This is a genomic window from Serratia sp. CY84636, assembly GCF_052166245.1.
GTDB lineage: Bacteria > Pseudomonadota > Gammaproteobacteria > Enterobacterales > Enterobacteriaceae > Serratia > Serratia nevei.
In genome coordinates this window covers 81,884-106,191 of sequence record NZ_JBJNOX010000002.1, presented here as the reverse complement: position 1 = coordinate 106,191, position 24,308 = coordinate 81,884, and the positions used below count along the sequence as shown (strand labels likewise).

Genomic DNA, 24,308 nt, shown 5'->3' with positions numbered 1-24,308 from the left:
CAGGCCTCTGGCACAGGCCTGGCTTAATTGCGATTACAGGTAAGAAATGGTGTAAGTCACGTTAGAGCTCAATTCCCCTACTTTTGCCGCCGTCACATTGGTCTTGTAGTAGTAAGCATCCAACGTCAGCGTTTCTGCATCAGGTGCCGTTTTATCGCCTTTGATCTTGGTGAGATAAGGCACATTCAGTGGAATCGGCGTGGATGAACCCGGCTCAGCCAAAGAGAAACCGACGTTTTTGGCTACGGCGGCGTCGCTTTCATTAACAGAGCTGTTTAACAGATATTTTCCGTCGGTAGAGATATTATTCGCCGAAGAGAAGTAAATCTTCAGCGGTGTGCCAGCCGTTCCCGCAGCCGGTGTACAACCGGAAAACGTCAGCGAGAAAGATTTCTTGTTTTTGGTGATTGGCCCGACGACGGTGCCCGCATCAGTGACGGAAATTGGGCTGAGCGCAACGGTAAAGTCAGCGCTTTTTCCACCGTTGATGGTACAAGTGGTATCCGTCACGGCACCGCTAAACGAAATAACGCCACCGGCAGAATTATCTGCCGCCGTTGCGCTCACAGAAGTTAACGCGGCAGCCAATACCGCCAAAGAGATACCTTGCTTAATCATAATAAACTCCATTACTTTCTTCGCTGAAAGAGCATATATAAAACGACCTATACCATTAAACCGTTCAGAGGCTAATGAATCTTAGACAATAGCAGAGTATTGACAGCATCCTGCCATCTCATAGTTTATATTTGAAGGTATATGTTTATATATATCCACGTGTATTTGAAAATATATCCAGCAATGGGAAAAATCTCATTCACCGCCAGATGCAGAACATATTAATTCCAAAGGCAAAAAGATTGCAACATCGAATCAAATAATTTTCACAACAATAAAAAAAATGAATCAGGCAATAGATGGGAAGCTACGCATCATAAAAGAGTGGGCATGGTATGCATGCTTACTACTCAGGTTAAATGAGTACAGCCATTTTTTCATGAAGTATGATGTGGGATAAAAACAAAACCCATTGAAAATAAAAAGAAAAATACACAGGGTAAATCTTAAATTTCTTAATTAGTCCTCTTAGCGCCCACGTAGGGTTAGCTTATTTCCACCTTAAAAATTATCTGGCCTACCGATATAGGAGTAGGACAAAAACACGATACCATCTACGTTTGGATATCTATACATATCAAGAATAACCCCCGTTAATTTCATCTATCAGCCGATAAGGCTAAACGCGTCAGACTGAAATATATCTTTTATTATAAATATAAATCCATCTTTGAAGTATATTTTTTAATATACCGAGAGATAAATCACGCCAATAAAACGCTATAGGGGCTGATCAATGATGGGTAGAGAAAATCTCAGAAAGAGAAATAGCAGGAATAAAAAACCCGAACGCACTGGCTCGGGTTTATAGAAAGACAGACATTCGACGATCAGAGCTGTTTTTCAGCCCGAACGATGCCATGGTTTTTCATCACCTCTTCCATGGTGAGGTTCTCATCATACGGCTTATCGTCCACCACGACGTCTTGCGGGCGCACATAGGGTTTGGTCGCGCGTTTGAACATCCACCACCACACGAACACCAGGAAAGCGCCGGACTTCAAAAATATCATGGTCCATAGGGCGACTTGATACCAGTTCATCTCTGTCTCCATAAGAGCATTAAGCGAAATTGATAAGGTGGCGTTGATTATCACCCCGGCGGCGCCTGGCAGCAGCAGGCATCCGGGCAGCCAACCTTGATGACCGCATAATCTCACCGATGCGTGGCCCTTATCAATAGCCGATCGCGTTTCCTGCAAAAGCGCCCCAGTTTCTGAGCACGCAAAAGCAAAAAACCCCGTGCTCAGAGAGCACGGGGTCAGAATGTATGGCGGAGGAGCAGAGATTCGAACTCTGGAACGGTTTCCCGTCGACGGTTTTCAAGACCGTTGCCTTCAGCCACTCGGCCACCCCTCCGCAACGACGCGCACTATAAACAGACCTCATTCGCTTGTAAAGCCCAAGCGCGTTCAACCGCGCGAAAAATCGGCGAAGGCGCAGCAAACGGCGAACAAACGCGCACCTCCCCCCCGCTGTTGCCGTAATGATAACTAAGGGTAAAGATTGGTAAACAAACTTTAATCAAGCGCTTGCGCTGCCTATTATCGGGATTATTTTGTGATGGCTTGATAAGAGAGAGCATTATGGACCGCATTGTCGTCTCATCTTCTTCGCGCGACTCGCTGCTCAGCACGCATAAAGTCCTGCGCAACACCTATTTCCTGTTATCCCTGACCCTGGCCTTCTCAGCCCTGACCGCAACCGCCAGCACGATGCTGGGTCTGCCGGCTCCGGGTCTGCTGCTGATGCTGGTCGGTTTCTATGGCCTGATGTTCCTGACCCATAAACTGGCCAACAGCCCGGCGGGCATTCTGGCGGCGTTCGCGCTGACCGGTTTCATGGGATACGCCCTTGGCCCAATCCTCAGCTCGTTCCTGAACGCCGGCGCGGGCGACCTGATCATGCTGGCGCTGGGCGGTACCGCAGCCGTCTTCTTCTGCTGCTCGGCGTACGTGCTGACCACCCGTAAAGACATGTCGTTCCTGTCCGGCATGATGATGGCCGGTTTTGTGGTGCTGCTGGTGGCGGTGATCGCCAACCTGTTCCTGCAGATCCCTGCCCTGCACCTGGCTATCAGCGCGCTGTTCATCCTGTTCTCTGCCGGCGCGATCCTGTGGGAAACCAGCAACATCATTCACGGCGGCGAGACCAACTACATTCGCGCCACCGTTAGCCTGTACGTGTCGCTCTACAACATGTTCATCAGCCTGTTGAGCATTCTGGGCTTCGCACGCAGCAACTGATCGCACGTTACGCATGCCTTCCTGGCCCCGCTCCGGCGGGGCTTTGTTTTTTGCGGCCGAAAAAATTTGCTAAACTGGCGGCCGTTCCGAATTATCCGTTATCGAGGCAGTATGTTGGAGTTTGAAGGTCAGGTTATCGACACTGACGCGCAGGGCTATCTGAAAAACAGCGCCGACTGGCATGAGGGCCTGGCGCCGCTGCTGGCGGCACAGGAAGAGATCGTGCTCACCGAAGCACACTGGGAAGTGGTGCGCTTCGTACGCGCCTTCTATCAGGAATTTAACACCTCACCGGCGATTCGCATGCTGGTCAAGGCCATGGCGCAAAAATACGGCGAAGAAAAAGGCAACAGCCGCTATCTGTATCGCCTGTTCCCGAAAGGGCCAGCTAAACAAGCCACCAAGATCGCCGGATTGCCGAAACCGGTAAAATGCATCTGACCGCTCCGCCCGCAGCGCCGCTGCAGCCCGGCATTCAATAGCGAATGCCAAACCCGGCGTAATCGACCACGCCCTGCGGCTCCACCAGCACGCGTTCGACGCGCGCGCTGCGCGGGCCGCCCTGTTTCAACCACGCCACCAGCTTGTCCACCTGCGCCTGCGTGCCGCAGGCCACCACCTGAACGCTGCCGTCATCAAGGTTGCGCGCATAGCCGGTCACCCCCAGCGCCTCGGCCTGCCGCTGGGTGGAATAGCGGAACCCGACCCCCTGCACCACGCCATACACATACGCAGCTATGCAAACTTGTGTCATAATCGCCCCCTTATTCAGTTTTCGTTATGGCATTGCCGTGCTTTTGCACCGCCGTGTCACTCTTTTTCTCCTAGCTGGCAGCATTATTAATTATGACCGTACGCCTGTTTCTCGCCAAAGGACGTGAAAAGTCCTTACTCCGTCGCCACCCTTGGGTGTTCTCCGGCGCCGTTCAACGCGTTGAGGGCAAAGCCCATTCCGGTGAAACCATCGATATTCTCGACAGCCAGGGAAAATGGCTGGCGCGCGGCGCCTATTCGCCCGAGTCGCAGATCCGCGCACGCGTCTGGACCTTCCAGCCAGATGAAGAGATTAACATCGATTTCTTCATCCGCCGCCTGCAGCAAGCGCAAAGCTGGCGCGATTGGGTCGCGCAGCGCGACGGTCTGGACGGATACCGCCTGATCGCCGGCGAGTCCGACGGCCTGCCGGGCATCACTATCGATCGTTTCCAGAATTTCCTGGTGCTGCAGCTGCTGTCCGCCGGTGCCGAATACCAGCGCCCGGCCCTGCTTTCCGCCCTGCAACATTGCTACCCGGAATGTTCGATCTACGATCGCTCCGACGTTGCGGTGCGCAAAAAAGAAGGCCTGCCGCTGGCGCAGGGCCCAGTGCTGGGCGATCTGCCGCCGGAACTGCTGCCGATCACCGAACACGGCATGAAGCTGCTGGTGGACATTCAGCAGGGGCACAAGACCGGTTTCTACCTCGACCAGCGCGACAGCCGCCTGGCGGCGCGCAATTACTCCGCCGGCCGTCGGGTGCTGAACTGCTTCTCCTACACCGGCGCCTTCGCCGTTTCCGCTCTGATGGGCGGCTGCGCGCAGGTAATCAGCGTGGATACCTCGCAGGCGGCGCTGGATATCGCCCGGCAGAACGTCGAGCTCAACAAGCTGGATCTGAACAAAGCAGAGTTCGTCCGCGATGACGTGTTCCAGCTGCTGCGCAACTACCGCACCCAGGGCGAGAAATTCGATCTGATCATCATGGATCCGCCGAAGTTCGTCGAGAACAAAAACCAGCTGGCTAGCGCCTGCCGTGGCTATAAAGACATCAACATGCTGGCGCTGCAGCTGCTGAATCCGGGTGGCATTCTGCTCAGCTTCTCCTGCTCCGGGCTGATGCCGACCGACCTGTTCCAGAAAATTTTGGCCGACGCCGCTGTAGATGCCGGACGTGATGTACAATTTATAGAGCAGTTCCGGCAGGCTGCCGATCACCCGGTGATCGCCACGTATCCTGAGGGGCTGTACCTGAAAGGATTCGCTTGTCGGGTGATGTAACTTGAAATGCGCTGCCTTGCCCCCATATATGAGCAAGGCATTGTTTCTCAGGAGGTCATCATGATTGCCAGCAAATTCGGTATCGGACAACAGGTTAGGCATAAACTGCTGGGGTATTTGGGTGTCGTGATCGATATCGACCCGGAATACTCTTTGGAACAACCCAAAGCTGACGAGATAGCGGCGAACGATGAACTGCGTTCCGCCCCTTGGTACCACGTGGTGATGGAAGACGAGGAAGGCCAACCGGTACACACCTATCTGGCGGAAGCGCAGCTGGATAGCGAAGCCCAGGAGGCACACCCCGAGCAACCATCGCTGGATGAACTGGCGGAATCCATCCGCCACCAGCTACAGGCGCCACGCTTGCGCAATTGACCGCGCCAAGACCTGAGAAACCCGAGAGGGCCTGGCATCGCGCCAGGCCCTTTTTATTCAACGCTCCAGCCCCAAACGCGAAATATCGATTTTCGGACAGCGATCCATCACCACGCGCAGCCCGGCCTGTTGCGCCAGCTCCGCCGCCTGATCGTTAATCACCCCAATCTGCAGCCACAGCGCCTTGGCGCCGATCGCTATCGCCTCTTGCGCCACGCCGTAAGCCGCCTCTGAATTGCGAAACACGTCAACCATATCCACCGGCTGCGGTATAGCGGCCAGCGTAGCGTAAACCGGCTGCCCCAGCAGCGTCTGCCCCGCCAGTTTTGGGCTGACCGGGATCACCTGGTAGCCTTGCGCCAACAGATATGCCATCACCCCATAGCTGGGCCGCGACGGGTTATCGCTGGCACCGACCAGCGCGATAGTTTTCACCTGCTGCAACAGCTCGATAATCTCTTGATCTTGCATCTTTCAACTCCCGTTTATCACACCGCCACTCTCCGCTTCGAGTGTAACCGATCGGCACCCGCTCGGCTAAACGCAACGCGAGGGAAACTTCAGCGCAATCTTATGGTCAGAGGCTGTCGCGGTTCAGCTGCTCATGGTCGTGTCTAATCGCGATAAAATATGTAAAAATGTGAACATAACGCCCGATTGAAAAATTTTGACACAACCTGTGCCGTGTTCAACACTTAGAGCTACGTCACTTTATAAGGAGATAATGATGAAATTTGGTCTGGTGGTTGCGGCGTTGCTCAGCATCAGCATGCCTGCCGCGGCTACGACCCTGAAACTCTCCCCGGACATCGACCTGCTGGTGGTCGACGGCAAGAAAATGACAGGTTCGTTGTTAAAAGGCGCCGACAGTCTTGAACTGGATGGCGGACAGCACCAGCTGCTGTTTAAAGTGACCAAAAACGTCCGCGCCGGCCAGCATACGCAGGCCTATGCTTCCCTGCCGCTGGTTGCCTCCTTCAATACGCAAAAGATCAGCCAGGTGGCGATCGAACTGCCGCGCATCGAGAACGATCGCGATGCGCAACGCTTTGACAAGACGCTGAATTATCTGGTGGTCGATAAAGACGGCAACGCCCTGCCGTTCCGGCATGACGTGCTGCATCCCGACAGCGTCACCTTCAATGCCGATTTGGAAAAGGTGATGACGGATTACAACCGCCAGAATCGCTCCGCCTCCGTCGCGTCCTTCGTTCAGGCGAACGCCGGTAATCCCTCAACGCCCTCGCTGGCCGGCACGCCGCTGAACGCTCCAACGGTCACGCTGAAAGGGGAAAACGTGTCGGAACAGATGCTGCAATATTGGTTCCAGCAAGCCGACAAGGAAACACAGAAGCGTTTTCTGCGGTGGGCCAATAAACAACCGGTTCGCTGATCCTTCCCGGCGTCTTTCCCCGCAAAGGCGCCTTTTCTTCGCATTTTCAAGCGCAAACGCTAGGCAGTGAAAAACAGTTTCAGTAATCTGTCGCACATCCCCGATTAGCGAAGGACACCGAGATGGAATTGACCACCCGCACTATCGCCGCGCGCAAACACATTGCGCTGGTGGCGCACGATCACCGCAAACAGGCCCTGTTGGAGTGGGTAGAGAGCCACAAGACCATTTTGGCGCAGCACCAGCTGTACGCTACCGGCACCACCGGTAACCTGATCCAGCGCGCCAGCGGCATTCCGGTCACCAGCATGCTGAGTGGCCCCATGGGCGGCGATCAGCAGGTTGGCGCATTGATTGCGGAAGGCAAGATAGACATGCTGATCTTCTTCTGGGATCCGCTGAACGCGGTACCGCACGATCCGGACGTGAAGGCGCTTCTGCGGCTGGCGACCGTATGGAATATCCCGGTGGCCACCAACCGCTCGACCGCGGACTTTCTGATCGACTCTCCGCTGTTCAAAAGCGAGGTGGAGATCGCCATCCCCGACTATCAGCGCTATCTGCAAGAGCGCCTGAAATAGTCCTCGCGGCCTGGCTACCGCCAGGCCTGATGCCTACGGTTTTTTCTGCACCGGTACGCCAAGATCTTGCAGCTGTTCGACGAACACCGAAGGGCGTTCACGATCCTGCAACAGCCAGACCTGGTGTTTGGCGCGAGTCAATGCGACATACAGCAGGCGGCGCTCTTCGGCATCCGGAAAATCCTCCGGCTGTGGCAGCAGCACCTCTTCCAACACCGACTCGCGCGCCGCGGCCGGGAAACCGTCACGCCCGTCATGCAAACCGGCGATGATGACGTATTCCGCCTGCTGCCCCTTGCTGGCGTGGATGGTCATAAACTCCAGATCCAGCTTGGGCCAGCGGGTGGCCGCTTTCGCCAGCGCTTCCGGTTTCAGATGATGGTAGCGCGCCAGTACCAGAATACGCTCGTCCGGCTTGGCATAGCCGCTCAGTTTATCCAGCAAGGGCTCCAGCTGCTCGTGCGGCAGGATCGCCACCGACTTTTTATTGCCCTTGCTCAGGCTGTTGAGCGGTTTTTTCAACTGGTGCGGGTTCTGCTGCACGAACCGGTTGGCTACCTCACCGATACGTTCATTAAAGCGATAAGTGGTGTCCAGCGCGCACTGCGCCCCTTCACCGAAGTGAGTGGTGAACGCCGTGGTTAACGTCAACTCTGCGCCGCTGAATCGATAAATCGCCTGCCAGTCATCCCCCACCGCAAACAGGCAGGTCTGTTTGTTTTGTCGACGCAGCGCCGCCAGCAACAGCGCACGCTGCGGCGAGATATCCTGAAACTCATCGACCAGAATATGTTTCCACGGGCTGACAAAGCGCCCCTTGTCGAGAATATTGACCGCCTGATGGATCAGACCGGAGAAGTCCACCGCCCCTTCCTCTTTCAAGGCGCTTTTCCAGGCTTTCAGCAGCGGTGCCATCAGCCGGATGCGTTTTGAAAACAGATCGCGGATTTCTTCATCCGCCTGCTCAATCATTTCCGCCTGGCTGCCGCCGTGCATGCGCATCAGCCCCAGCCAGCGTTCCAAGCGGCCCGCCAGCCGATCCGCCAGTCGTTGATCCTGCCAAAAGTCGCCTTCCGGCACTTCCCATTCCAGTTCGTCGCTCAACCATTGACGCCACCCCTTGGCCTGGGCTTTTTTCTCTGCACACTGCTGGCGCCAATGGGTAATCAGCAACGCTTTGCGCGCTTTGGCATCGGTTTCCAATCGGCTGATGGCCGGGGCTTTGCGGCTGCCCTGTTGAATGATCTGCAGCGCCAATGCATGGAATGTCTTGGCCTGAATACCGACATCGCCCAAACGCGCTTTGATGCGATCATTCATCTCACTCGCTGCCTGACGGCCGAACGCCAACAGCAAAATTTGGCCCGGCTCCGCCTCCTGACGGCGCAGCAGCCAGCCGGCGCGCGCCACCAGCACCGACGTTTTGCCGCTGCCGGCCCCCGCCAATACCAGAACGGAATCCTCGCCGTTGACCACCGCACGGCTCTGAGAGTCATTGAGCGGTGAACTCTCGACGGTCTGGAAGAAGTCGTGATGTTGCTCCAGCATGCGCTCGGTCCACTGCTGGTTGCGTTGTTCGACGCTGCGCAGCCCCTGCTGCAGCCATTGCAGACACAGATGATAATCAGCCCGGCAGTTATCAAACTCATCCAGACGCGCCACCGGCATCGGCAACGCGGAGAAAGCCTCGTGGATTTGCTGCTGCAGCTTGCCCAGCTCAGACTTTTTAAACCATTTGTCTTGCTGCTCGATGCGCTGGATCTGCGCCACCTGCTGTTGCAACACGCCGGCGCTGACCTCGCTCATTTCTGCGCTCCACTGCTGCCAGGCCTGCTGCAGATAATGATGAAAACGCTGCGTTTCCTGCCATTCGGTGCCGTGCAGCCGCACCACTTTTTCGTCCGGCAATTCAAATTCCAGCTCGCCCCAGACGATGCCGCGCTTGCACCTGACCTGAATCAATTGATTGAAGGGGATCAGGTATTCATGTTTTTCCCCGCTCACCTCAACGCCAGCGTGCAGCAACCGCACGCGGTTATAAGGGTGCTGAGCCAGGTGTTTCCCCAGCGATGTCGCTTTAAGTTCCATATCGTCGCGCCATGACTATGTTGAGATTAAATAACGGATATCTGCCAGTTTACCTGTGATAAGCAGTGGCACTCTAGCGCTAAAAAAAGGGTAGAATAGATTTTGCGTTTTTATCGTGAATACGCCCGCATCGCGGTTTGGCCATCATTAGAGCAGAATGACGTCTATGCGTACTGTACTGAATATTCTTAATTTTGTGTTGGGCGGTTTCTTCACCACGCTGGGTTGGCTCATCGCCACGGTGTTCAGCGTGCTGCTGGTCATCACGCTGCCGCTCACCCGCTCCTGCTGGGAAATCACCAAGCTGTCGCTGGTGCCTTTCGGCAATGAGGCAATTCACATCGATGAACTCTACCCGGAAAAAAGCAATGCGCTGCTCTCCGCCGGCGGTTCGCTGCTCAACATTATCTGGTTGGTGCTGTTCGGCTGGTGGCTATGCCTGTCACACATCGCCGCCGGCATCGTGCAGTGCGTTTCGATCATCGGCATTCCGGTCGGCATCGCCAATTTCAAAATTGCCGCCATCGCGCTGTGGCCGGTGGGGCGCCGCGTCGTCTCAGTAGAAATGGCCCAGCAAGCGCGTATTGAGAATGCTCGCCGCCACTATCATCAGCGTTAATTTTTTCTCCGTTTGAGGAGTTTTTCGTGCTCTCTTTTGCACCCGCAGTTCGTCGTTATACCTACAACAGCAACCTGCTGTATCACCTGCGCATCCTTATTGCGCTGATCGGCACCACCGCCGTTCCCTGGTGGTTGGGCATTTCCAAGCTGACCATCCCGCTAACGCTGGGCGTCGTGGCGGCGGCCCTGACTGATTTGGATGACCGCCTGGCCGGCAGGTTACGCAACCTGCTGATCACGCTGGTGTGCTTCTTTGTCGCCTCTGCTTCAATCGAGCTGCTGTTCCCCTACCCCTGGTTGTTCGCCCTTGGCTTAACCACGTCGACCTGCGGTTTTATCCTGCTCGGTGCCTTGGGGCAACGTTACGCCACTATCGCCTTCGGCGCGCTGCTGATCGCGGTTTATACCATGCTCGGCACCGCCATGTACGATGCCTGGTATCAGCAGCCGCTGCTGTTGGTGATCGGCGCACTGTGGTACAACCTGCTGACGCTGGCGGGCCACCTGCTGTTCCCTATCCGGCCGCTGCAAGAGAACCTGGCACGCTGCTACGATCAGTTGGCCAACTATCTGGATGCCAAAGCCAATCTGTTCGATCCCGATGCCGAGCGCGACGCCGATCTGCCCTGGATGGATGTCGCGATGGCCAACAGCGCCCTGGTCGCGTTGCTTAACCAAACTAAAGCCTCGCTGCTGACGCGCCTGAAAGGCGATCGCGGCCAGCGTGGCACCCGCCGCACCTTGCACTACTATTTTGTCGCGCAGGATATCCACGAACGCGCCAGCTCTTCCCACGTTCAGTACCACGCACTCAGCCGGCAATTCCGCCACAGCGACATTTTGTTCCGCTTCCAGCGTTTGCTGAGCATGCAGGCGCGCGCCTGCCGCCAATTGGCGCAATCGATCCTGCTGCGGCAAAAGTACCAGCACAACCCGCGCTTTGAACCGGCTTTCAGCCGCATTCAGGAGGCATTGGCGCGCATCGCCGAAACCCAGGGCAATACCGAGCAGACCAAGGCGCTGGCGCATCTGTTGAAAAACCTGCATGCGATCGATGCGCAGCTGGCCAATATCGAATCAGAGCAGACGCTGGCCAGCGGGCAAGCGGAAGAGAACAGCCTGGCCGATGACCGCTTAACCGGCTGGAGCGATATCCGGCTGCGCATCAGCCGCCATTTGACGCCCCAGTCGGCCCTGTTTCGCCACGCGATCCGCATGTCGGTGGTGCTGTGCGTGGGTTACGCCTTCATTCAATTCACCGGCATGCAGCACGGTTACTGGATCCTGTTGACCAGCCTGTTCGTCTGCCAACCGAACTACAATGCCACCCGCCGACGACTGGCATTGCGCATCATCGGCACCCTGGCCGGTATTCTTATCGGCCTGCCAATCCTCTATTTCGTGCCTTCACTGGAAGGACAGCTGGTGTTGATCGTCATCACCGGCGTTCTGTTCTTCGCTTTCCGCACCGTACAATATGCGCACGCGACGATGTTCATCACGCTGCTGGTGCTGTTGTGCTTTAACCTGTTGGGTGAAGGATTCGAAGTGGCAGCTCCGCGCGTTTACGATACCTTGCTGGGCTGCGCCATCGCCTGGGCGGCAGTCAGCTTTATCTGGCCGGACTGGAAGTTCCGCCAACTGCCGGCGGTGGTGGATAAAACGCTGAATGCCAACTGCCGTTATCTGGACGCCATTCTGGTGCAATACCACCAGGGTAAGGATAACGGCCTCGCCTACCGCATTGCGCGGCGAGATGCCCACAACAGCGATGCCGAGCTGGCTTCGGTCATCTCCAACATGTCCGCCGATCCCAAGGCCGACAAGGCGCTGCAGGAAGCCGCCTTCCGCCTGCTCTGCCTGAACCACACACTCCTGAGTTATATCTCGGCGTTGGGTGCGCACCGCGAGCGGCTGAATACCCCTGCCACGCTCGACCTGCTCAATGATGCCGTGTGTTACGTGGACGGCGCCCTGCATCAGGAAGAACAGAACAGCCAGCGCATTGCTCAGGCGCTGGAACAGCTGGCGGAGCGTATTCGCCAAGCCGTTCCGGAACCTGAAAGCAAAGAACAGCTGGTTTTGCAGCAGGTGGGTCTGGTGCTCGAACTTCTGCCGGAACTCACCGCGCTGCACACCCAAATCAATAAGACAGTCTAATTATTCAGGGCCCGCTCGACGGGCCCTGAATCACCGGCTCATGTCCATGGCGGCGCATCGCCATCATATGATCGAACCAGCGCACCAATTCGTTATGCAATTCAGCCGGTAATGCCGCCTGATGATAACCGGCTATCGCACCGCCCAGCGACAACAGGACTCGCAATCCCAGATTGGTCTGTTGTTGCAGCAGGCTAAGATAGCTGCGTTTCGCGCCCTGCAACCGCAGGTCATAGGCATTGCGGATACCCGCTCGCCACAACAGCCGCTCCATATTGACATCTATATTCGGCAGCGCCTTCAATCTGCCTTGGTCGCCGGCCTTGAGCCGCTGTTCCCGACGGGCCTCCCTGACAGCTTGCCAAGCCAGCCCCACCAATTCGTTACGTTCCCGCCACAGGGACTCGTCAACCCAGTAATAGCGCAAAGTGATGGGCACTCCGCGCTTGGAATAGACCATATTGACCATGCCCCGAGCGCGAAAGGCCGGTTCCATGCTCGCCGTAGCCCGCAAATACAGCTCGCCTTCCGCTATCACTGCAAACATCACCCCCTCAGCCAACAGCCCATAGCCGCCAAACTGTGACCGCGTGGTGATGGTGCCCAGCGCCGCGAAGCAACTTTTAGCCTGCGTGATTCTTCTCGTCGACATCCTTTTCATAGCATTCCTCCTTTTTAGGTTCCGGTCGTATTATTTCTCTCATCAATGAAAAAAGTAACGTGAACAACTAATTAGAAAAATACGCACTATCCGTCTGCATGCCAATCACAAAAAACACCGGTACAAAAAATGATCGCAATTATGCGAGCCGCTACGAAAATTTGGGTTGATCTTATCCGAAATCAGGGATACTGTATAAACATACAGTAACACGACGGGCGGGAACTTTATGCGTACTCAATCACTCTACCAACCTCATTTTAGCCATGGCTCTTTTACCGCGAACAGCGTTGCGAAGAACACAAATGTCGGCAAAGAGAATGGCTTGATCAGTGAACTTGTTTACAACGAGCGCCAGCCCGCAGTGGCTCAACTGCTGTTGCCCCTGCTGCAGCAACTGGGCAAGCAGTCTCGCTGGCTTCTGTGGCTGACGCCGCAGCAAAAGTTAAGCAAGCAATGGCTGCAGCAATCCGGCCTGCCGGTGGATAAAATGGTGCAGTTGAGCCAAATCAGCCCGGTGAATACGGTTGAGGCAATGGAAAAAGCGCTGCAAACGGGGAACTACAGCGTGGTTCTCGGCTGGTTGCCCGAGCTAACGGAGGAGGATCGTCTAAAATTAAGACGTGCGGCAGAATTGGGTAATGCCTACGGGTTTATCATGCGTCCTCAACGTGACATTGACCCGACTCACGGACACTGTTCCACCCTAAAAATTCACTCTTCTTTGTATCATTAAGTAAATTTAGGATTTTTCCCATCATTTTCGCACCCCGTAGAGGGAACCTTTGCGGGATAAGGCACAAAGCTAGTCCGGCTGCGGTTTGCCAAGCAAAAACGCCCGATGAATCGCCGTTTTTTTAGGCTAAGAATGTTAGCAAATATGTACGATTCCGCGTTTTTTTTTAGAGCCTTATCACATCACACTTGTAACTTTCGCGCCACGTTGTAGACTTTACATCGCCAAGGTTGCTCTATAACGTCAGAAAAACTGGCGAGTAACAAACGAGGGCTTAAACCTTGGCGAAGGAATTTAACCAAGGGCTTAAAACAGCTTTAAAGCTCATTGCCTATTTGGATGATAACGAGGCGCAAAATGAAAAAGACAGCTATCGCATTAGCAGTGGCACTGGCAGGTTTCGCTACCGTAGCGCAAGCCGCTCCAAAAGATAACACCTGGTACACCGGTGCTAAACTGGGCTGGTCCCAGTACCACGACACTGGTTTCTACGGTAACGGTTACCAGAACGGTATCGGCAACGGCCCAACCCACAAAGATCAGCTGGGTGCCGGCGCGTTCCTGGGCTACCAGGCAAACCAATACCTGGGCTTCGAACTGGGCTATGACTGGCTTGGCCGTATGCCTTACAAAGGCAGCGTGAACAACGGTGCTTTCAAAGCGCAGGGCGTTCAACTGGCCGCTAAACTGAGCTACCCAATTGCTGACGATCTGGACATCTACACTCGTCTGGGTGGTATGGTATGGCGTGCAGACTCCAAAGCTAACTACGGCAACGGCACTCGCCTGAGCGACCACGACACCGGCGTTTCTCCGCTGGCTGCTGTTGGTGTTGAATACGCACTGACCAAAAACTGGGCTACCCGCCTGGACTACCAGTTCGTAAGCAACATCGGTGACGCAGGTACCGTTGGCGCACGTCCAGACAACACCATGCTGAGCCTGGGCGTTTCTTATCGCTTCGGTCAGGATGACGTAGTTGCTCCAGTTGCTCCAGCTCCAGCTCCGGCTCCAGTTGTTGAAACCAAGCGTTTCACTCTGAAGTCTGACGTGCTGTTCAACTTCAACAAAGCAACTCTGAAGCCACAAGGTCAGCAGGCTCTGGATCAGCTGTACTCCCAGCTGAGCTCCATGGATCCTAAAGACGGTTCCGTAGTTGTTCTGGGTTACACCGACGCCGTTGGTTCTGCTCAGTACAACCAGAAACTGTCTGAAAAACGCGCACAAAGCGTTGTTGACTACCTGGTCTCCAAAGGCATCCCGTCAGACAAAATCTCTGCACGTGGCATGGGCAAAGCTGATCCAGTTACTGGCAACACCTGTGGCTACAAAGCTGGCCGCGCTACCAAAGCTCAGATCGACTGCCTGGCACCAGATCGTCGCGTAGAGATCGAAGTTAAAGGTATCAAAGACGTTGTAACTCAGCCTCAGGGCTAAGTTTACTCGCCTAATAAAAAACCCCGCATTGCGGGGTTTTTTTTCGTCCTGCTGTTATCAGAACATTCAAGACCCAGTGTAACTAAGGCGCTCTGCCCCGTTTACTTAGGTTCTTTACCGAGAATCGCCTTCAAATCTTCTTTCAACGACGACATCTGATTCGCATACTTCTCTTTGCGCTCAGCATCTTCGATAAGCTGCACAACCGTTTCCGACAGCGTGACGCCACGACGGCGCGCCAGGGCAGCCAAGCGTTGCCAAACCAAAAACTCCAGATCGATAGATTTTTTACGCGTATGCTGGTGTTCTGCGTTAAAATGACGTTTGCGGCGGGCGCGGATCGTTTGCTTCATCCGGTTATCCAGCTCCGGATTCATATGAGCGGCAATCCATGCAAGTACCTTTACCGGCTCATTTTCCAGCTTCAGCAGCTCGTTAACCGCCTCCTGAGCAGCGCTGTTTTCAATGTAGCGGGTAATAAGTTCCCCTTCCCGGTGCTTCTTCACCAGGTACTTCCATTTCCAACCGCTCTCCAGATTTTCCAGTTGCTGATATTTCATCTTGAGCTCTTCAGTGACCGCGTAACTTCAAATAAGCATAACAGCTTTGCGCCGAATTTCCCCGGCAATTAAGCCGTCTTTTAGACTGTTTTTTGCACAGTCATCGCGCGATGTCAAACTCCCTGATGCCAACTGGCACTCCACATGTATCAAGCCGCCGTTATTCTTGTATAATCGCCCTTTCCCTTTTTAACGATTGCATCTAACACTTTGACCAATAACCGACTTGAATGGCAATCTTTATTGCCGGACGTAACGCCTTATCAGGCGATATTTGATACCGCCGCTCAGTTGGCACCCGTGCCCTTTTCCGCCATTCAGCCTCGGCTGGAAAATGCCCTGACGCTATTTTGCCACCCTCAATCGCCACCGCGTTTCATGCTGTTGAAAGCGCAAGAAACGCGAGAGTACCTGGAACTGATCGCTCACGCCGTCACACCACTGCTGGCTAAGAATACGGCATGCCGCGGCAGCCACTATGCCATTCAGGATGGCAAGGTCAGCATAGAGCCGGCCAGCCGTGGCGATGAGCCTTTCGCCGCCGGCGGTGCTTGTCTGTTCCAGGAGTGGATTGAACCGGAGCAGCTGTTTGGTTGCGTACGGATCCACAATGGCGACATTACCCTGCAACCGGGTCTGGTGCACCAGGCCAACGGCGGCGTCCTGATCCTGTCGGCTCGGGCGCTGCTGGCTCAGCCATTGCTATGGCTGCGGCTGAAGCAGATGATCGGCCAGCGCCAGTTCCATTGGGTTTCGCCAGACGAAACCCGCCCGCTGCCGGTAGCCATTCCACCGATGCCGCTGGACCTGCGGCTGATTGTGGTCGGCGACCGTCACGGCCTGGCCGATTTCCACGATATCGAGCCGGAACTGAGCGAACAAGCGGTCTACGGCGAATACGAAGACGATCTGCAGCTGACCGAAGTCGATGATATGGCGCAGTGGTGCGGCTACGTCAACGGCGTGATTGCCGATCGGCAGTTGCCGATGTTAGCGGCCGACGCCTGGCCGCCGCTGATCGTCCAGGCTGTGCGTTACACCGGCGATCAGGGCATCCTGCCACTCTCGCCGGTTTGGCTTGGCCAGCAGCTGTCCGAGGCTGCACTGTATGCCGAAGAGGAGCGCATTACCGCCAAAGCGTTTGAGGCAGCGTTGAATGCCCGCGAATGGCGCGAAAGCTATCTGGCCGAGCGTATGCAGGATGAGATTGAGCTGGGTCAGATCCTGATTGAGACCGAGGGTGAAGTGATCGGGCAGATCAACGGCCTGTCAGTCCTGGATTATCCCGGCCATCCGCGCAGCTTCGGCGAGCCCTCGCGCATCAGTTGCGTCGTGCATCTTGGCGACGGCGAGTTTACCGACGTCGAGCGCAAAGCCGAGCTGGGCGGCAACCTGCATGCTAAAGGCATGATGATCATGCAGGCGTTCCTTATCGCCGAACTGGATTTGGATCAGCAGTTGCCCTTCTCCGCTTCCATCGTCTTTGAACAATCTTACGGTGAAGTGGACGGCGACAGCGCCTCGCTCGCCGAGCTGTGCGCCTTGGTCAGCGCTCTGTCGCAGCAGCCAATCACACAGCAGATCGCCGTCACCGGCTCCGTCGACCAATTCGGCAACGTACAGCCGATAGGCGGCGTTAACGAAAAGGTCGAAGGTTTCTTCGAAGTTTGTTTACGCCGCGGCCTGACGGGCAAACAGGGCGTCGTATTGCCCGTGACCAACGTGCGCCACCTGTGCCTGCGTCAAGATGTCGTCGACGCGGTACGCGAGGGGCAATTCCATCTGTGGGCGGTAGAGAGCGCGGCGGAAGCCTTGCCTTTGCTTACAGGTTGCCTCTACTCTGATGAACAACAGCCGAATTTGTTGGCGGCCATTCAGGAACGGATTGCGCAGGTGAGCCTGCAGGAACGCCGTCGTCCATGGCCGCTGCGCTGGCTCAACTGGTTCAACCACGGCTGATCGGACTTGTTCAGCGTACACGTGTTAGCTAACCTGCGTCCTTCATTAAAATAAGGCTTACTGAGAACATGGTAGATAAACGCGATTCCTATACGAAAGAAGACCTCGAAGCATCCGGCCGTGGCGAGCTGTTCGGCGCCGGTGGCCCACCGTTGCCGGCAGGTAACATGTTGATGATGGACCGCGTGGTCAAAATGAGCGAAGACGGCGGGACTCACAACAAAGGTTATGTGGAAGCGGAGCTGGATATTAATCCGGACCTATGGTTCTTCGGTTGCCACTTTATCGGCGATCCGGTCATGCCGGGTTGCCTGGGCCTGGATGCCATGTGGCAGTTGGTCGGTTTCTACCTCGGTTGGCTGGGCGGCGAAGGCAAAGGCCGCGCGCTGGGCGTCGGTGAAGTCAAGTTCACCGGCCAGGTGCTGCCAACCGCCAAGAAGGTGACTTACCGCATTAACTTCAAGCGCGTTATCACCCGCAAGCTGATCATGGGCGTCGCCGATGGCGAAGTGCTGGTTGACGGCGAAGTGATCTATACCGCTACCGATCTGAAAGTGGGCCTGTTCAAGGATACCGCAGCGTTCTAATCACGCTGACGAGAAGACGGCCACCGCCTTCTTTTCCAACGATCGCGCATGCCGTCACGTCTCTCGTGGCGGCATTTCTTTTATCCCTCAATGCCTTGCACCGCCTCCGCCCTCCCTTTAAGGATCTCCTGTTTACCCACCGCCAGAGCGCCTAAAGCGTGCCTCGTCTATACGAATCACGCTTTCTCGCTCCTCGTCAGGCCAGCGCGAAGCAATAACCCCGCTGAGAACGCCCTGGGTGATGCCACCTCAGAGGCCACAAACAAAAACCTCCGCCAAAGGGCGGAGGTTATTCCTTTTATTTGACAGGGAGCCGCTTAAGCGGTCACAGCCCTGTCTTCCATGGCTTCTCGCCAACCTCCCAGCCATTGAGACCGGGCGTCCACTGATGATTGGTAGGGACAATGTTCCCTGGAACGCCCTAAAATACCTGCCTGATACCCTCTCGAATGCGCCCTTTCCAGACGATCGCGTTTCTGTCTCTTCATGCCTCGTTTCCCTCATTTTGGTCTGGTGGAAAGAAAACAATGGCTGCTTTTTGCGCAGCCACGAGTTATCAATAGCGCTAAAAGAAGAGAAGATCAATGCGCAAAATTCACGCCAATGTCATATTTGTGAGCTACGCCCGAGGAAAGTGCTAAGTGGCTGATCTGCCGGGAAAGGGTTTAACTTTTTGAAATGAAAAAGAAATCCCTGCCAGGGAGAAAAAAAGACTTTTCACGCTGACAGGGATTAGACGATTTTAGACCAAATTATGACTAAATGCCGCCCATCTGTGCTGCGATAGCCTGGGCTTCCTGCTGCCAGCCCTGCGCCAGCGTGCGCACCAGGGCATCATAGCCGTCCTCACCCTGTTTCAACTCCAGGCTGAAAGGCCGTTTGATCAAGCGCCCCTGGCGGTTCAGCACCCACTCGCCGCGAACGATCGCCTTGCCGTCAAAGCGGCCATGGAAACCGCTGATGGTCACGTTCAGCACATCCTGATCGCTGCTCATCGGCTGTGAAGAGACCACCCAGCCCGGCAGCGCGCTGCTCAGGTTGGTGACCAGCGTTTGCTGCAGCTGCTGGTCGAGCGGGCTGGCCCACAGGTTGTTCTGGGCTATCACATACTGTACGTCGTTGGTCTGATACACCACGCCGCTCTGCGCCAGATAATCCGCCACGCTCACGTGCTCCAGCCACAGCTGGCGCGTGGAGGCGCCGCTGCTGCTGGCCGCGGCCGGCGCACCCAGCGCCGGCAACTGATAGTAGGTCTTCTGTGGCGAACTGCTGCAGGCGCTGAGCAACAACGCCAGGGCTACCGGGATCCATTTCATCATTTCGTGGCCTTCTTCGGCTGAGGGTCAGTGCTGCCGGCGGCTTCAAACACCAGCGCGTTGCTCTTCTCATTCAGGGTGCGCAGCACCGGTTGTAGCTCACGCAACACCTGGTCGAGGCGCTGCATATCGCCCACCATCTTGTTGTAAGCCGGTGAACCAGGCTGGAACCCTTTCATGCTGCGGTTCAGCTCCAGCAGCGTTTTCTGCATGTCCTGCGGCAGCGCCTGCATCTCTTTGCTGGCGATGATGTCGTTCAACGACTTCATGGTCTGCTGCGTCGACTTCATGGTTTTCTGACTTTCCGCCAGCGTCTTGGTCGCTTCGTTGATCATCGGATTGATCGGCATCGCGTTGATCTTGTCCAGCGTCTGCATCAGTTTCTGCTGGATCTGCGCCAGCCCGCCGCTGGTGGTCGGCATCAGCGGATAACCGAACAGTTCGCGCGGCCCTTTCCACGGTTTCTCCTGCGGATAGAAGTCGAGATCGATATACAGCGAACCGGTCAGCAGGTTGGCGGACTTCATCGAGGCGCGCATACCGCGCGATTCCGCGTCCTTCAAATGCCCTTCGATATCGAAATTACCGCCCAGCTGTTTCTGGAAGCGATCCGGCTCGATGCGGATCAGCACCGGAATGCGGTAGTCGTTATCCAGGCGTTGCGCCATGCCCTCTTTATAGAATGGCACCTGAGCCACCGTGCCCAGGCGGATGCCGCGGAACTCTACCGGGGCGCCCGGCTGCAGGCCGCGTACCGAATCGGAGAAGAACAGCAGGTAGTCCTTATGCACGGTATACAGCGAATCCTGCGTGCTGCGCTGGTTGTCGAACAGCTGGTACTCCGCCTTCTCTTTCGCCAGTTCACCGCGATCCCAGCCGTCCGGCACGTCGAAGCTGACGCCGCCGCTGAACAGGGTAGTCAGCGATCCCATCTCCACCCGCATGCCCTGCGCCGACATGTCGAACGCCACGCCGCTGTCTTTCCAGAAGCGTACGTTGGTGGTGACCAGCTGGTCGTAAGGCGCGGTGATGAACAGCTGATAGCGCATGGCGCGTTCTTTAGGATCGAAGTAGCTGGTTTCCACCGACCCGACGCGATAGCCGCGGAACAGCACCGGATCGCCGGCGTTGAGCTGGCCCGATTTCTCGCTGTCCAGCACGATGCGCAGCCCCTTGGCGTCCGGGGAGGCCAGCGGCGGTGCGTCAAGCAGCTGATAGTTGTCTTTGCCGTCTTTGCCCTTGCTGCCCGGCTGCAGTTCGATATAAGCGCCGGACAGCAGCGTGCCCAGCCCGGAGACGCCTTCACGGCCGATCTGCGGCTTCACCACCCAGAAGGCGGAGTCCTGACGCAGCAATTTCTCCATGCCGGAATTGAGACGCGCTTGCACCATCACCTTGCTCAGATCATCGCTCAGCGTGACGGTTTCCACCACGCCGACGTCCACGCTGCGGCTTTTGATTTTGGTTTTACCCGCTTCCAGCCCTTCCGCCGTCGTGGTGACCAGCGTCACCACCGGCCCCTGATGGCTGAAGTGGTAAAACAGGATCCAGGCGCCGATCAGCGCGGTCACGATGGGAATGATCCACACCGGCGACCAGCGTTTGATCTTCTCAACGTCTGCGACGCTATGATTATTTTCCGTCACCTTGCGGCTCCTTGTTGATTGTTTCACTTGCGCGATCCCAGGTCAGCCGGGGATCAAATGTCATGGCGGCGAACATGGTGAGGATCACCACCAGCGCGAACAGCACGGCGCCCGTCGCAGGATAAATGCTCATCAACTGCCCCATTCGCACCAGCGCCGACAATACGGCGATCACAAATACGTCGATCATTGACCAGCGGCCAACGAACTCGACCACTTCATAAATCAGGTGCATCCGCTCGCTGTCGGCACGCGGCTTCTTCCTGCCGTTGGCATCCCAGCACAGCCAGCCGATCGCCAGCATTTTCAGCGACGGCACCATGATACTGGCGATGAAAATCACCATCGCCACCGGATAAGAGCCGTCCCCCCACAGCAGGATCACCCCCGCCATGATGGTGGAATTCATCTTGTTGCCCAGCGCCTCGGTCACCATGATCGGCATCAGGTTGGCCGGGATATACAGCATGATGGAGGTCACCAGCAGCGCCAGCGTCCACTGCAGGCTGTGGCGGCGGCGCACGTAGCCGTTGGTGTGGCAGCGCGGGCAGCGTACCTGATTGGCTGGCAGGATCGCCGTGCAGCAGGCGCAGGAGCGCACGCCCTGGCGCATGCCGGTGCGCCCCACCGTCAGCGGACGATCGAGACGCGGTGCCGGTTCGATGTCCTGCCACAGCCAGCGCCGATCCACGCACTGGAAGGCGCGCACCTGCAGCAAGCAGAACAGGCAATAAGGCACGAAGCTGCTGCCGATGCCGATATCGCCGTAGGCCATCAGCTTGACGAAGCTGACCAGCACCCCGGCGAGGAAAATTTCCACCATGCACCAGGTTTTGAACTGGAACAGCACCCGGGCCATCCACTCTTTGAGCCCCAGCGGCAAGCGCACTTTGGCGCACAGCAGAACGATCGCCACCATGCAAAACGCCGGGATCAGCTGCACGAACACCATAAACAAGGTGGCCATACTGGCGTAATCTTCCGCCACCATGACCTCCGGAATTTGAATCAGCCGGATTTCGTTGCCGAGGCCGGCGACGCGCATGTTGATAAACGGGAAAATGTTGGCCAGCACCAGCATGAACAAGGCACTGAGCGCGTAACCGATCGGCCGCTTGCGCGGTTCGTCCCAGCGGACGCTGAGCGTGGTTTTGCAGCGCGGGCATACCGCTTTGCTGCCATAGGCCAGCGGCGGTAGCGCCACCAGCATGTCGCACTGCGGGCACAGCATCAGGTTATCCTGGTGCTCCGCCGAAGGTACGGAATGACTATGCTGCTGATGATTGTTGTGGGAACACACCATATTCCTCCTCAATAACGTTGCTCACCGGCACGTCGATACCGCCCGCAGCAGCGCGCGGGCGGTATCGCAACGGTCAGCCGTTTTTCATCGCTTCCAGCTCTTCCCAACGGGCGAAGGCCTGCTCGAGCGCCTGCTCGGCGTTAGCCAGCGCCGTCAGCACTTCTTGCGTTTCGCTGTGCGGCCGCGTGAAGAAGTCGGCATCGCTCATCTGCGCCTGCAGCGCTTCGATTTCCGCCTCCAGCTGTTCGAGCCGCTGCGGCAACTGTTCCAGTTCGCGCAGCAGGTTGTAACTCAGCTTGGCCGCCGCTTTCTTCGGCTGTTCGGCCTTTTTCTCCGCCGCCGGTTTGCTCGCGCTCGGCGCCGCCTGACGAATCGGTTTCGCCGTGGCGCGCTGATGATGCGCATCGTAATAGCCGCCGACGAAGGCGTTGATCACGCCGTTGCCTTCAAAGATCCAGCACTCGGTCACCGAGTTGTCGACGAACTGGCGATCGTGGCTGACCAGCAGCACGGTGCCCTGATAGCCGTCGATCAGCTCTTCCAGCAGCTCCAGCGTTTCGACGTCGAGATCGTTGGTTGGTTCATCGAGGATCAGCAGATTGCTCGGTTTCAGAAACAGCTTAGCCAACAGCAGGCGGTTACGCTCACCGCCCGAAAGTGCCTTCACCGGCGTCATCGCACGTTTCGGGTGGAACAGGAAGTCCTGCAGGTAGCCCAAGACGTGACGAGGACGGCCGTTGACCATCACTTCCTGCTTGCCCTCCGCCAGGTTGTCCATCACCGTGCGCTCCGGATCGAGATCCGCGCGGTGCTGGTCGAAGTAAGCCACTTCCAGCTTGGTGCCGCAGTGCACGCGGCCGCTGTCGGCTTTCAGCTGACCGAGCATCAGTTTCAGCAGCGTAGTTTTGCCACAGCCGTTCGGCCCCACCAGCGCAATCTTGTCGCCGCGCTGTACCTGAGCGGAGAAACCGCGCACCAGCACTTTTTCGCCGACCTGATAGTTGACGTCTTCCAGCTCGAATACGATTTTGCCGGAGCGGGTCGCCTCTTCCACCTGCATCTTGGCGGTGCCCATCACTTCACGGCGCTCTGAACGCTCGACGCGCAGCGCCTTCAGCGCACGCACGCGCCCCTCGTTACGGGTACGGCGCGCTTTGATGCCCTGACGGATCCAGACCTCTTCCTGCGCCAGCTTGCGATCGAACTCGGCGTTTTGCAGCTCTTCCACCCGCAGCGCTTCTTCTTTGCTCTGCAGATACAGATCGTAGTTGCCCGGCCAGGAAACCAGCTTGCCGCGATCCAGATCGACGATGCGCGTCGCCATGTTGCGGATAAACGAACGGTCGTGCGAGATGAAGACGATGCTGCCGTCAAACTCTTTCAGGAAGCCTTCCAGCCAGTCGATGGTTTCGATATCCAAGTGGTTGGTCGGTTCGTCGAGCAGCAGCACGCGCGGCGAGCTCACCAGCGCGCGGCCCAGTGCCGCTTTGCGCAGCCAGCCGCCGGACAGCGAGGAAAGCTCGGCGTCGCCGTTCAGCCCCAGCTGCAGCAGCACTTCGCTGATGCGGCTGTCAAGCTGCCAGAGCCCCTGGTGGTCGAGGATCTCCATGATTTGCGCCATGCGCGCCAGGTTTTTCTCGCTCGGATCGCTTTCCACCAGGTGGGAGATCGCGTGGTACGCCTTCAGGTGTTCCGCCTGCTCCGCGACGCCTTCGGCCACGAAGTCGAACACGCTGCCGCCGATATTGCGCGGCGGATCCTGTTGCAGGCGCGCCACGATCAGATCCTGTTCGTAGATCACCCGGCCGTCGTCCAGCGGGATCTCTTTGCCAAGGATCTTCAGCAGCGTGGACTTACCGGCGCCGTTGCGCCCGACCAGACACACGCGCTCGTTGTCTTCGATATGAATTTCGGTGTTGTCTAAAAGCGGCGCATCGCTGAAAGAGAGCCAGGCACCGGACATGCTGATTAACGACATAGT

The 24,308-nt window shown here is 56.6% G+C and carries 24 protein-coding genes and 1 tRNA gene; 12 read left to right on the top strand and 13 right to left on the bottom strand.

Annotated elements, in window-relative coordinates; genetic code table 11:
* Positions 1 to 33: 33 nt before the first annotated feature.
* The 3 genes from ACJ8QI_RS04865 to ACJ8QI_RS04855 all read right to left on the bottom strand — a co-directional run bounded on the left by ACJ8QI_RS04865 (position 34) and on the right by ACJ8QI_RS04855 (position 1,977).
* The gene (locus ACJ8QI_RS04865) at positions 34 to 630 is read right to left on the bottom strand and encodes a fimbrial protein (protein WP_391575303.1); all 597 of its coding nucleotides are present in this window, start codon (positions 628 to 630) and stop codon (positions 34 to 36) included.
* 818 nt (positions 631 to 1,448) lie between these two features.
* The gene (locus tag ACJ8QI_RS04860) at positions 1,449 to 1,661 is read right to left on the bottom strand and encodes a hypothetical protein (protein WP_060419649.1); all 213 of its coding nucleotides are present in this window, start codon (positions 1,659 to 1,661) and stop codon (positions 1,449 to 1,451) included.
* 228 nt (positions 1,662 to 1,889) lie between these two features.
* Positions 1,890 to 1,977 (bottom strand) — tRNA-Ser (locus ACJ8QI_RS04855).
* Between the two features lie 227 nt (positions 1,978 to 2,204).
* On the opposite strand from ACJ8QI_RS04855, the gene yccA reads away from it, so the two are divergent.
* Positions 2,205 to 2,864 carry an FtsH protease modulator YccA gene (gene yccA, locus ACJ8QI_RS04850; protein ID WP_004928091.1) on the top strand — a complete coding sequence of 220 codons (660 nt, stop codon included), beginning with the start codon at positions 2,205 to 2,207 and terminating at the stop codon, positions 2,862 to 2,864.
* A 111-nt stretch (positions 2,865 to 2,975) separates the two neighbouring features.
* Positions 2,976 to 3,305: a sulfurtransferase TusE gene (gene tusE / locus ACJ8QI_RS04845; protein WP_442532151.1), complete on the top strand. Its 330-nt coding sequence runs from the start codon at positions 2,976 to 2,978 to the stop codon at positions 3,303 to 3,305.
* Positions 3,306 to 3,339: 34 nt separating this feature from the next.
* On the opposite strand, the gene yccX is transcribed toward tusE, so the two are convergent.
* Positions 3,340 to 3,618: an acylphosphatase gene (gene yccX / locus ACJ8QI_RS04840; RefSeq protein ID WP_060419652.1), complete on the bottom strand. Its 279-nt coding sequence runs from the start codon at positions 3,616 to 3,618 to the stop codon at positions 3,340 to 3,342.
* Between the two features lie 92 nt (positions 3,619 to 3,710).
* Between yccX and rlmI the strand changes: the two genes are divergently transcribed.
* Together rlmI and hspQ are read left to right on the top strand one after the other, a co-directional pair.
* Entirely contained in the window at positions 3,711 to 4,901 is a 1,191-nt protein-coding gene (rlmI, locus tag ACJ8QI_RS04835) for a 23S rRNA (cytosine(1962)-C(5))-methyltransferase RlmI (RefSeq protein ID WP_084826474.1), read from the top strand.
* 60 nt (positions 4,902 to 4,961) lie between these two features.
* Positions 4,962 to 5,279 (top strand): heat shock protein HspQ, encoded by a 318-nt coding sequence (gene hspQ / locus ACJ8QI_RS04830; RefSeq protein WP_033637900.1) that lies wholly within the window; start codon positions 4,962 to 4,964, stop codon positions 5,277 to 5,279.
* A gap of 57 nt (positions 5,280 to 5,336) precedes the next feature.
* Here the strand turns inward: hspQ and ACJ8QI_RS04825 are convergent, their stop codons facing one another.
* Positions 5,337 to 5,750, bottom strand: coding sequence for a CoA-binding protein (locus tag ACJ8QI_RS04825; protein ID WP_442532150.1), 414 nt, complete (start codon positions 5,748 to 5,750; stop codon positions 5,337 to 5,339).
* Between the two features lie 256 nt (positions 5,751 to 6,006).
* On the opposite strand from ACJ8QI_RS04825, the gene ACJ8QI_RS04820 reads away from it, so the two are divergent.
* Both ACJ8QI_RS04820 and ACJ8QI_RS04815 read left to right on the top strand, forming a co-directional pair.
* Complete coding sequence (locus ACJ8QI_RS04820) at positions 6,007 to 6,672, top strand: DUF2057 family protein (RefSeq protein WP_070913941.1); 666 nt, start codon at positions 6,007 to 6,009, stop codon at positions 6,670 to 6,672.
* Between the two features lie 122 nt (positions 6,673 to 6,794).
* The gene (locus ACJ8QI_RS04815; RefSeq protein WP_038875247.1) at positions 6,795 to 7,253 is read left to right on the top strand and encodes a methylglyoxal synthase; all 459 of its coding nucleotides are present in this window, start codon (positions 6,795 to 6,797) and stop codon (positions 7,251 to 7,253) included.
* A gap of 33 nt (positions 7,254 to 7,286) precedes the next feature.
* On the opposite strand, the gene helD is transcribed toward ACJ8QI_RS04815, so the two are convergent.
* A complete protein-coding gene (gene helD / locus ACJ8QI_RS04810) occupies positions 7,287 to 9,341 on the bottom strand; it encodes a DNA helicase IV (protein WP_442532149.1) in 2,055 nt (684 codons plus the stop codon).
* Positions 9,342 to 9,507: 166 nt separating this feature from the next.
* Between helD and ACJ8QI_RS04805 the strand changes: the two genes are divergently transcribed.
* Complete coding sequence (locus tag ACJ8QI_RS04805) at positions 9,508 to 9,960, top strand: YccF domain-containing protein (protein WP_442532148.1); 453 nt, start codon at positions 9,508 to 9,510, stop codon at positions 9,958 to 9,960.
* Positions 9,961 to 9,986: 26 nt separating this feature from the next.
* A complete protein-coding gene (yccS, locus tag ACJ8QI_RS04800) occupies positions 9,987 to 12,122 on the top strand; it encodes a YccS family putative transporter (RefSeq protein ID WP_442532147.1) in 2,136 nt (711 codons plus the stop codon).
* A 4-nt stretch (positions 12,123 to 12,126) separates the two neighbouring features.
* On the opposite strand, the gene ACJ8QI_RS04795 is transcribed toward yccS, so the two are convergent.
* On the bottom strand, positions 12,127 to 12,783 hold the full coding sequence (locus ACJ8QI_RS04795; RefSeq protein WP_336842952.1) for a TfoX/Sxy family DNA transformation protein: 657 nt from the start codon (positions 12,781 to 12,783) through the stop codon (positions 12,127 to 12,129).
* Positions 12,784 to 13,012: 229 nt separating this feature from the next.
* On the opposite strand from ACJ8QI_RS04795, the gene sulA reads away from it, so the two are divergent.
* Both sulA and ompA read left to right on the top strand, forming a co-directional pair.
* Positions 13,013 to 13,519, top strand: coding sequence for an SOS-induced cell division inhibitor SulA (gene sulA, locus ACJ8QI_RS04790; RefSeq protein WP_047727899.1), 507 nt, complete (start codon positions 13,013 to 13,015; stop codon positions 13,517 to 13,519).
* Positions 13,520 to 13,876: 357 nt separating this feature from the next.
* Positions 13,877 to 14,956 (top strand): porin OmpA, encoded by a 1,080-nt coding sequence (gene ompA, locus ACJ8QI_RS04785; protein WP_060419786.1) that lies wholly within the window; start codon positions 13,877 to 13,879, stop codon positions 14,954 to 14,956.
* A 101-nt stretch (positions 14,957 to 15,057) separates the two neighbouring features.
* On the opposite strand, the gene matP is transcribed toward ompA, so the two are convergent.
* Entirely contained in the window at positions 15,058 to 15,516 is a 459-nt protein-coding gene (gene matP / locus ACJ8QI_RS04780) for a macrodomain Ter protein MatP (protein ID WP_019454505.1), read from the bottom strand.
* A gap of 210 nt (positions 15,517 to 15,726) precedes the next feature.
* Between matP and ACJ8QI_RS04775 the strand changes: the two genes are divergently transcribed.
* On the top strand, positions 15,727 to 17,475 hold the full coding sequence (locus ACJ8QI_RS04775) for an AAA family ATPase (protein WP_102984904.1): 1,749 nt from the start codon (positions 15,727 to 15,729) through the stop codon (positions 17,473 to 17,475).
* A 68-nt stretch (positions 17,476 to 17,543) separates the two neighbouring features.
* Positions 17,544 to 18,062, top strand: a complete 519-nt coding sequence (fabA, locus tag ACJ8QI_RS04770) for a bifunctional 3-hydroxydecanoyl-ACP dehydratase/trans-2-decenoyl-ACP isomerase (protein WP_049200448.1) — start codon at positions 17,544 to 17,546, stop codon at positions 18,060 to 18,062.
* A gap of 317 nt (positions 18,063 to 18,379) precedes the next feature.
* Here the strand turns inward: fabA and rmf are convergent, their stop codons facing one another.
* The 5 genes from rmf to ACJ8QI_RS04745 all read right to left on the bottom strand — a co-directional run bounded on the left by rmf (position 18,380) and on the right by ACJ8QI_RS04745 (position 24,305).
* Entirely contained in the window at positions 18,380 to 18,550 is a 171-nt protein-coding gene (gene rmf, locus ACJ8QI_RS04765; RefSeq protein ID WP_004928150.1) for a ribosome modulation factor, read from the bottom strand.
* A 270-nt stretch (positions 18,551 to 18,820) separates the two neighbouring features.
* Positions 18,821 to 19,381: a membrane integrity-associated transporter subunit PqiC gene (gene pqiC, locus ACJ8QI_RS04760; RefSeq protein ID WP_049272921.1), complete on the bottom strand. Its 561-nt coding sequence runs from the start codon at positions 19,379 to 19,381 to the stop codon at positions 18,821 to 18,823.
* A complete protein-coding gene (gene pqiB / locus ACJ8QI_RS04755) occupies positions 19,378 to 21,024 on the bottom strand; it encodes an intermembrane transport protein PqiB (RefSeq protein ID WP_060440264.1) in 1,647 nt (548 codons plus the stop codon). The genes pqiC and pqiB overlap by 4 nt, the downstream gene beginning before the upstream one ends.
* Positions 21,011 to 22,327: a membrane integrity-associated transporter subunit PqiA gene (gene pqiA, locus ACJ8QI_RS04750; RefSeq protein ID WP_060440265.1), complete on the bottom strand. Its 1,317-nt coding sequence runs from the start codon at positions 22,325 to 22,327 to the stop codon at positions 21,011 to 21,013. The genes pqiB and pqiA overlap by 14 nt, the downstream gene beginning before the upstream one ends.
* 73 nt (positions 22,328 to 22,400) lie before the next feature.
* The gene (locus tag ACJ8QI_RS04745) at positions 22,401 to 24,305 is read right to left on the bottom strand and encodes an ABC transporter ATP-binding protein (RefSeq protein WP_046686785.1); all 1,905 of its coding nucleotides are present in this window, start codon (positions 24,303 to 24,305) and stop codon (positions 22,401 to 22,403) included.
* Positions 24,306 to 24,308: the final 3 nt, after the last annotated feature.

Bases quoted from the DNA above. Each gene is read 5' to 3' on its own strand.
- ACJ8QI_RS04865 (WP_391575303.1), bottom strand. From the start codon at position 630: ATGGAGTTTATTATGATTAAGCAAGGTATCTCTTTGGCGGTATTGGCT.
- ACJ8QI_RS04860 (WP_060419649.1), bottom strand. From the start codon at position 1,661: ATGAACTGGTATCAAGTCGCCCTATGGACCATGATATTTTTGAAGTCC.
- yccA (WP_004928091.1), top strand. From the start codon at position 2,205: ATGGACCGCATTGTCGTCTCATCTTCTTCGCGCGACTCGCTGCTCAGC.
- tusE (WP_442532151.1), top strand. From the start codon at position 2,976: ATGTTGGAGTTTGAAGGTCAGGTTATCGACACTGACGCGCAGGGCTAT.
- yccX (WP_060419652.1), bottom strand. From the start codon at position 3,618: ATGACACAAGTTTGCATAGCTGCGTATGTGTATGGCGTGGTGCAGGGG.
- rlmI (WP_084826474.1), top strand. From the start codon at position 3,711: ATGACCGTACGCCTGTTTCTCGCCAAAGGACGTGAAAAGTCCTTACTC.
- hspQ (WP_033637900.1), top strand. From the start codon at position 4,962: ATGATTGCCAGCAAATTCGGTATCGGACAACAGGTTAGGCATAAACTG.
- ACJ8QI_RS04825 (WP_442532150.1), bottom strand. From the start codon at position 5,750: ATGCAAGATCAAGAGATTATCGAGCTGTTGCAGCAGGTGAAAACTATC.
- ACJ8QI_RS04820 (WP_070913941.1), top strand. From the start codon at position 6,007: ATGAAATTTGGTCTGGTGGTTGCGGCGTTGCTCAGCATCAGCATGCCT.
- ACJ8QI_RS04815 (WP_038875247.1), top strand. From the start codon at position 6,795: ATGGAATTGACCACCCGCACTATCGCCGCGCGCAAACACATTGCGCTG.
- helD (WP_442532149.1), bottom strand. From the start codon at position 9,341: ATGGAACTTAAAGCGACATCGCTGGGGAAACACCTGGCTCAGCACCCT.
- ACJ8QI_RS04805 (WP_442532148.1), top strand. From the start codon at position 9,508: ATGCGTACTGTACTGAATATTCTTAATTTTGTGTTGGGCGGTTTCTTC.
- ACJ8QI_RS04795 (WP_336842952.1), bottom strand. From the start codon at position 12,783: ATGAAAAGGATGTCGACGAGAAGAATCACGCAGGCTAAAAGTTGCTTC.
- sulA (WP_047727899.1), top strand. From the start codon at position 13,013: ATGCGTACTCAATCACTCTACCAACCTCATTTTAGCCATGGCTCTTTT.
- ompA (WP_060419786.1), top strand. From the start codon at position 13,877: ATGAAAAAGACAGCTATCGCATTAGCAGTGGCACTGGCAGGTTTCGCT.
- matP (WP_019454505.1), bottom strand. From the start codon at position 15,516: ATGAAATATCAGCAACTGGAAAATCTGGAGAGCGGTTGGAAATGGAAG.
- fabA (WP_049200448.1), top strand. From the start codon at position 17,544: ATGGTAGATAAACGCGATTCCTATACGAAAGAAGACCTCGAAGCATCC.
- rmf (WP_004928150.1), bottom strand. From the start codon at position 18,550: ATGAAGAGACAGAAACGCGATCGTCTGGAAAGGGCGCATTCGAGAGGG.
- pqiC (WP_049272921.1), bottom strand. From the start codon at position 19,381: ATGATGAAATGGATCCCGGTAGCCCTGGCGTTGTTGCTCAGCGCCTGC.
- pqiA (WP_060440265.1), bottom strand. From the start codon at position 22,327: ATGGTGTGTTCCCACAACAATCATCAGCAGCATAGTCATTCCGTACCT.
- ACJ8QI_RS04745 (WP_046686785.1), bottom strand. From the start codon at position 24,305: ATGTCGTTAATCAGCATGTCCGGTGCCTGGCTCTCTTTCAGCGATGCG.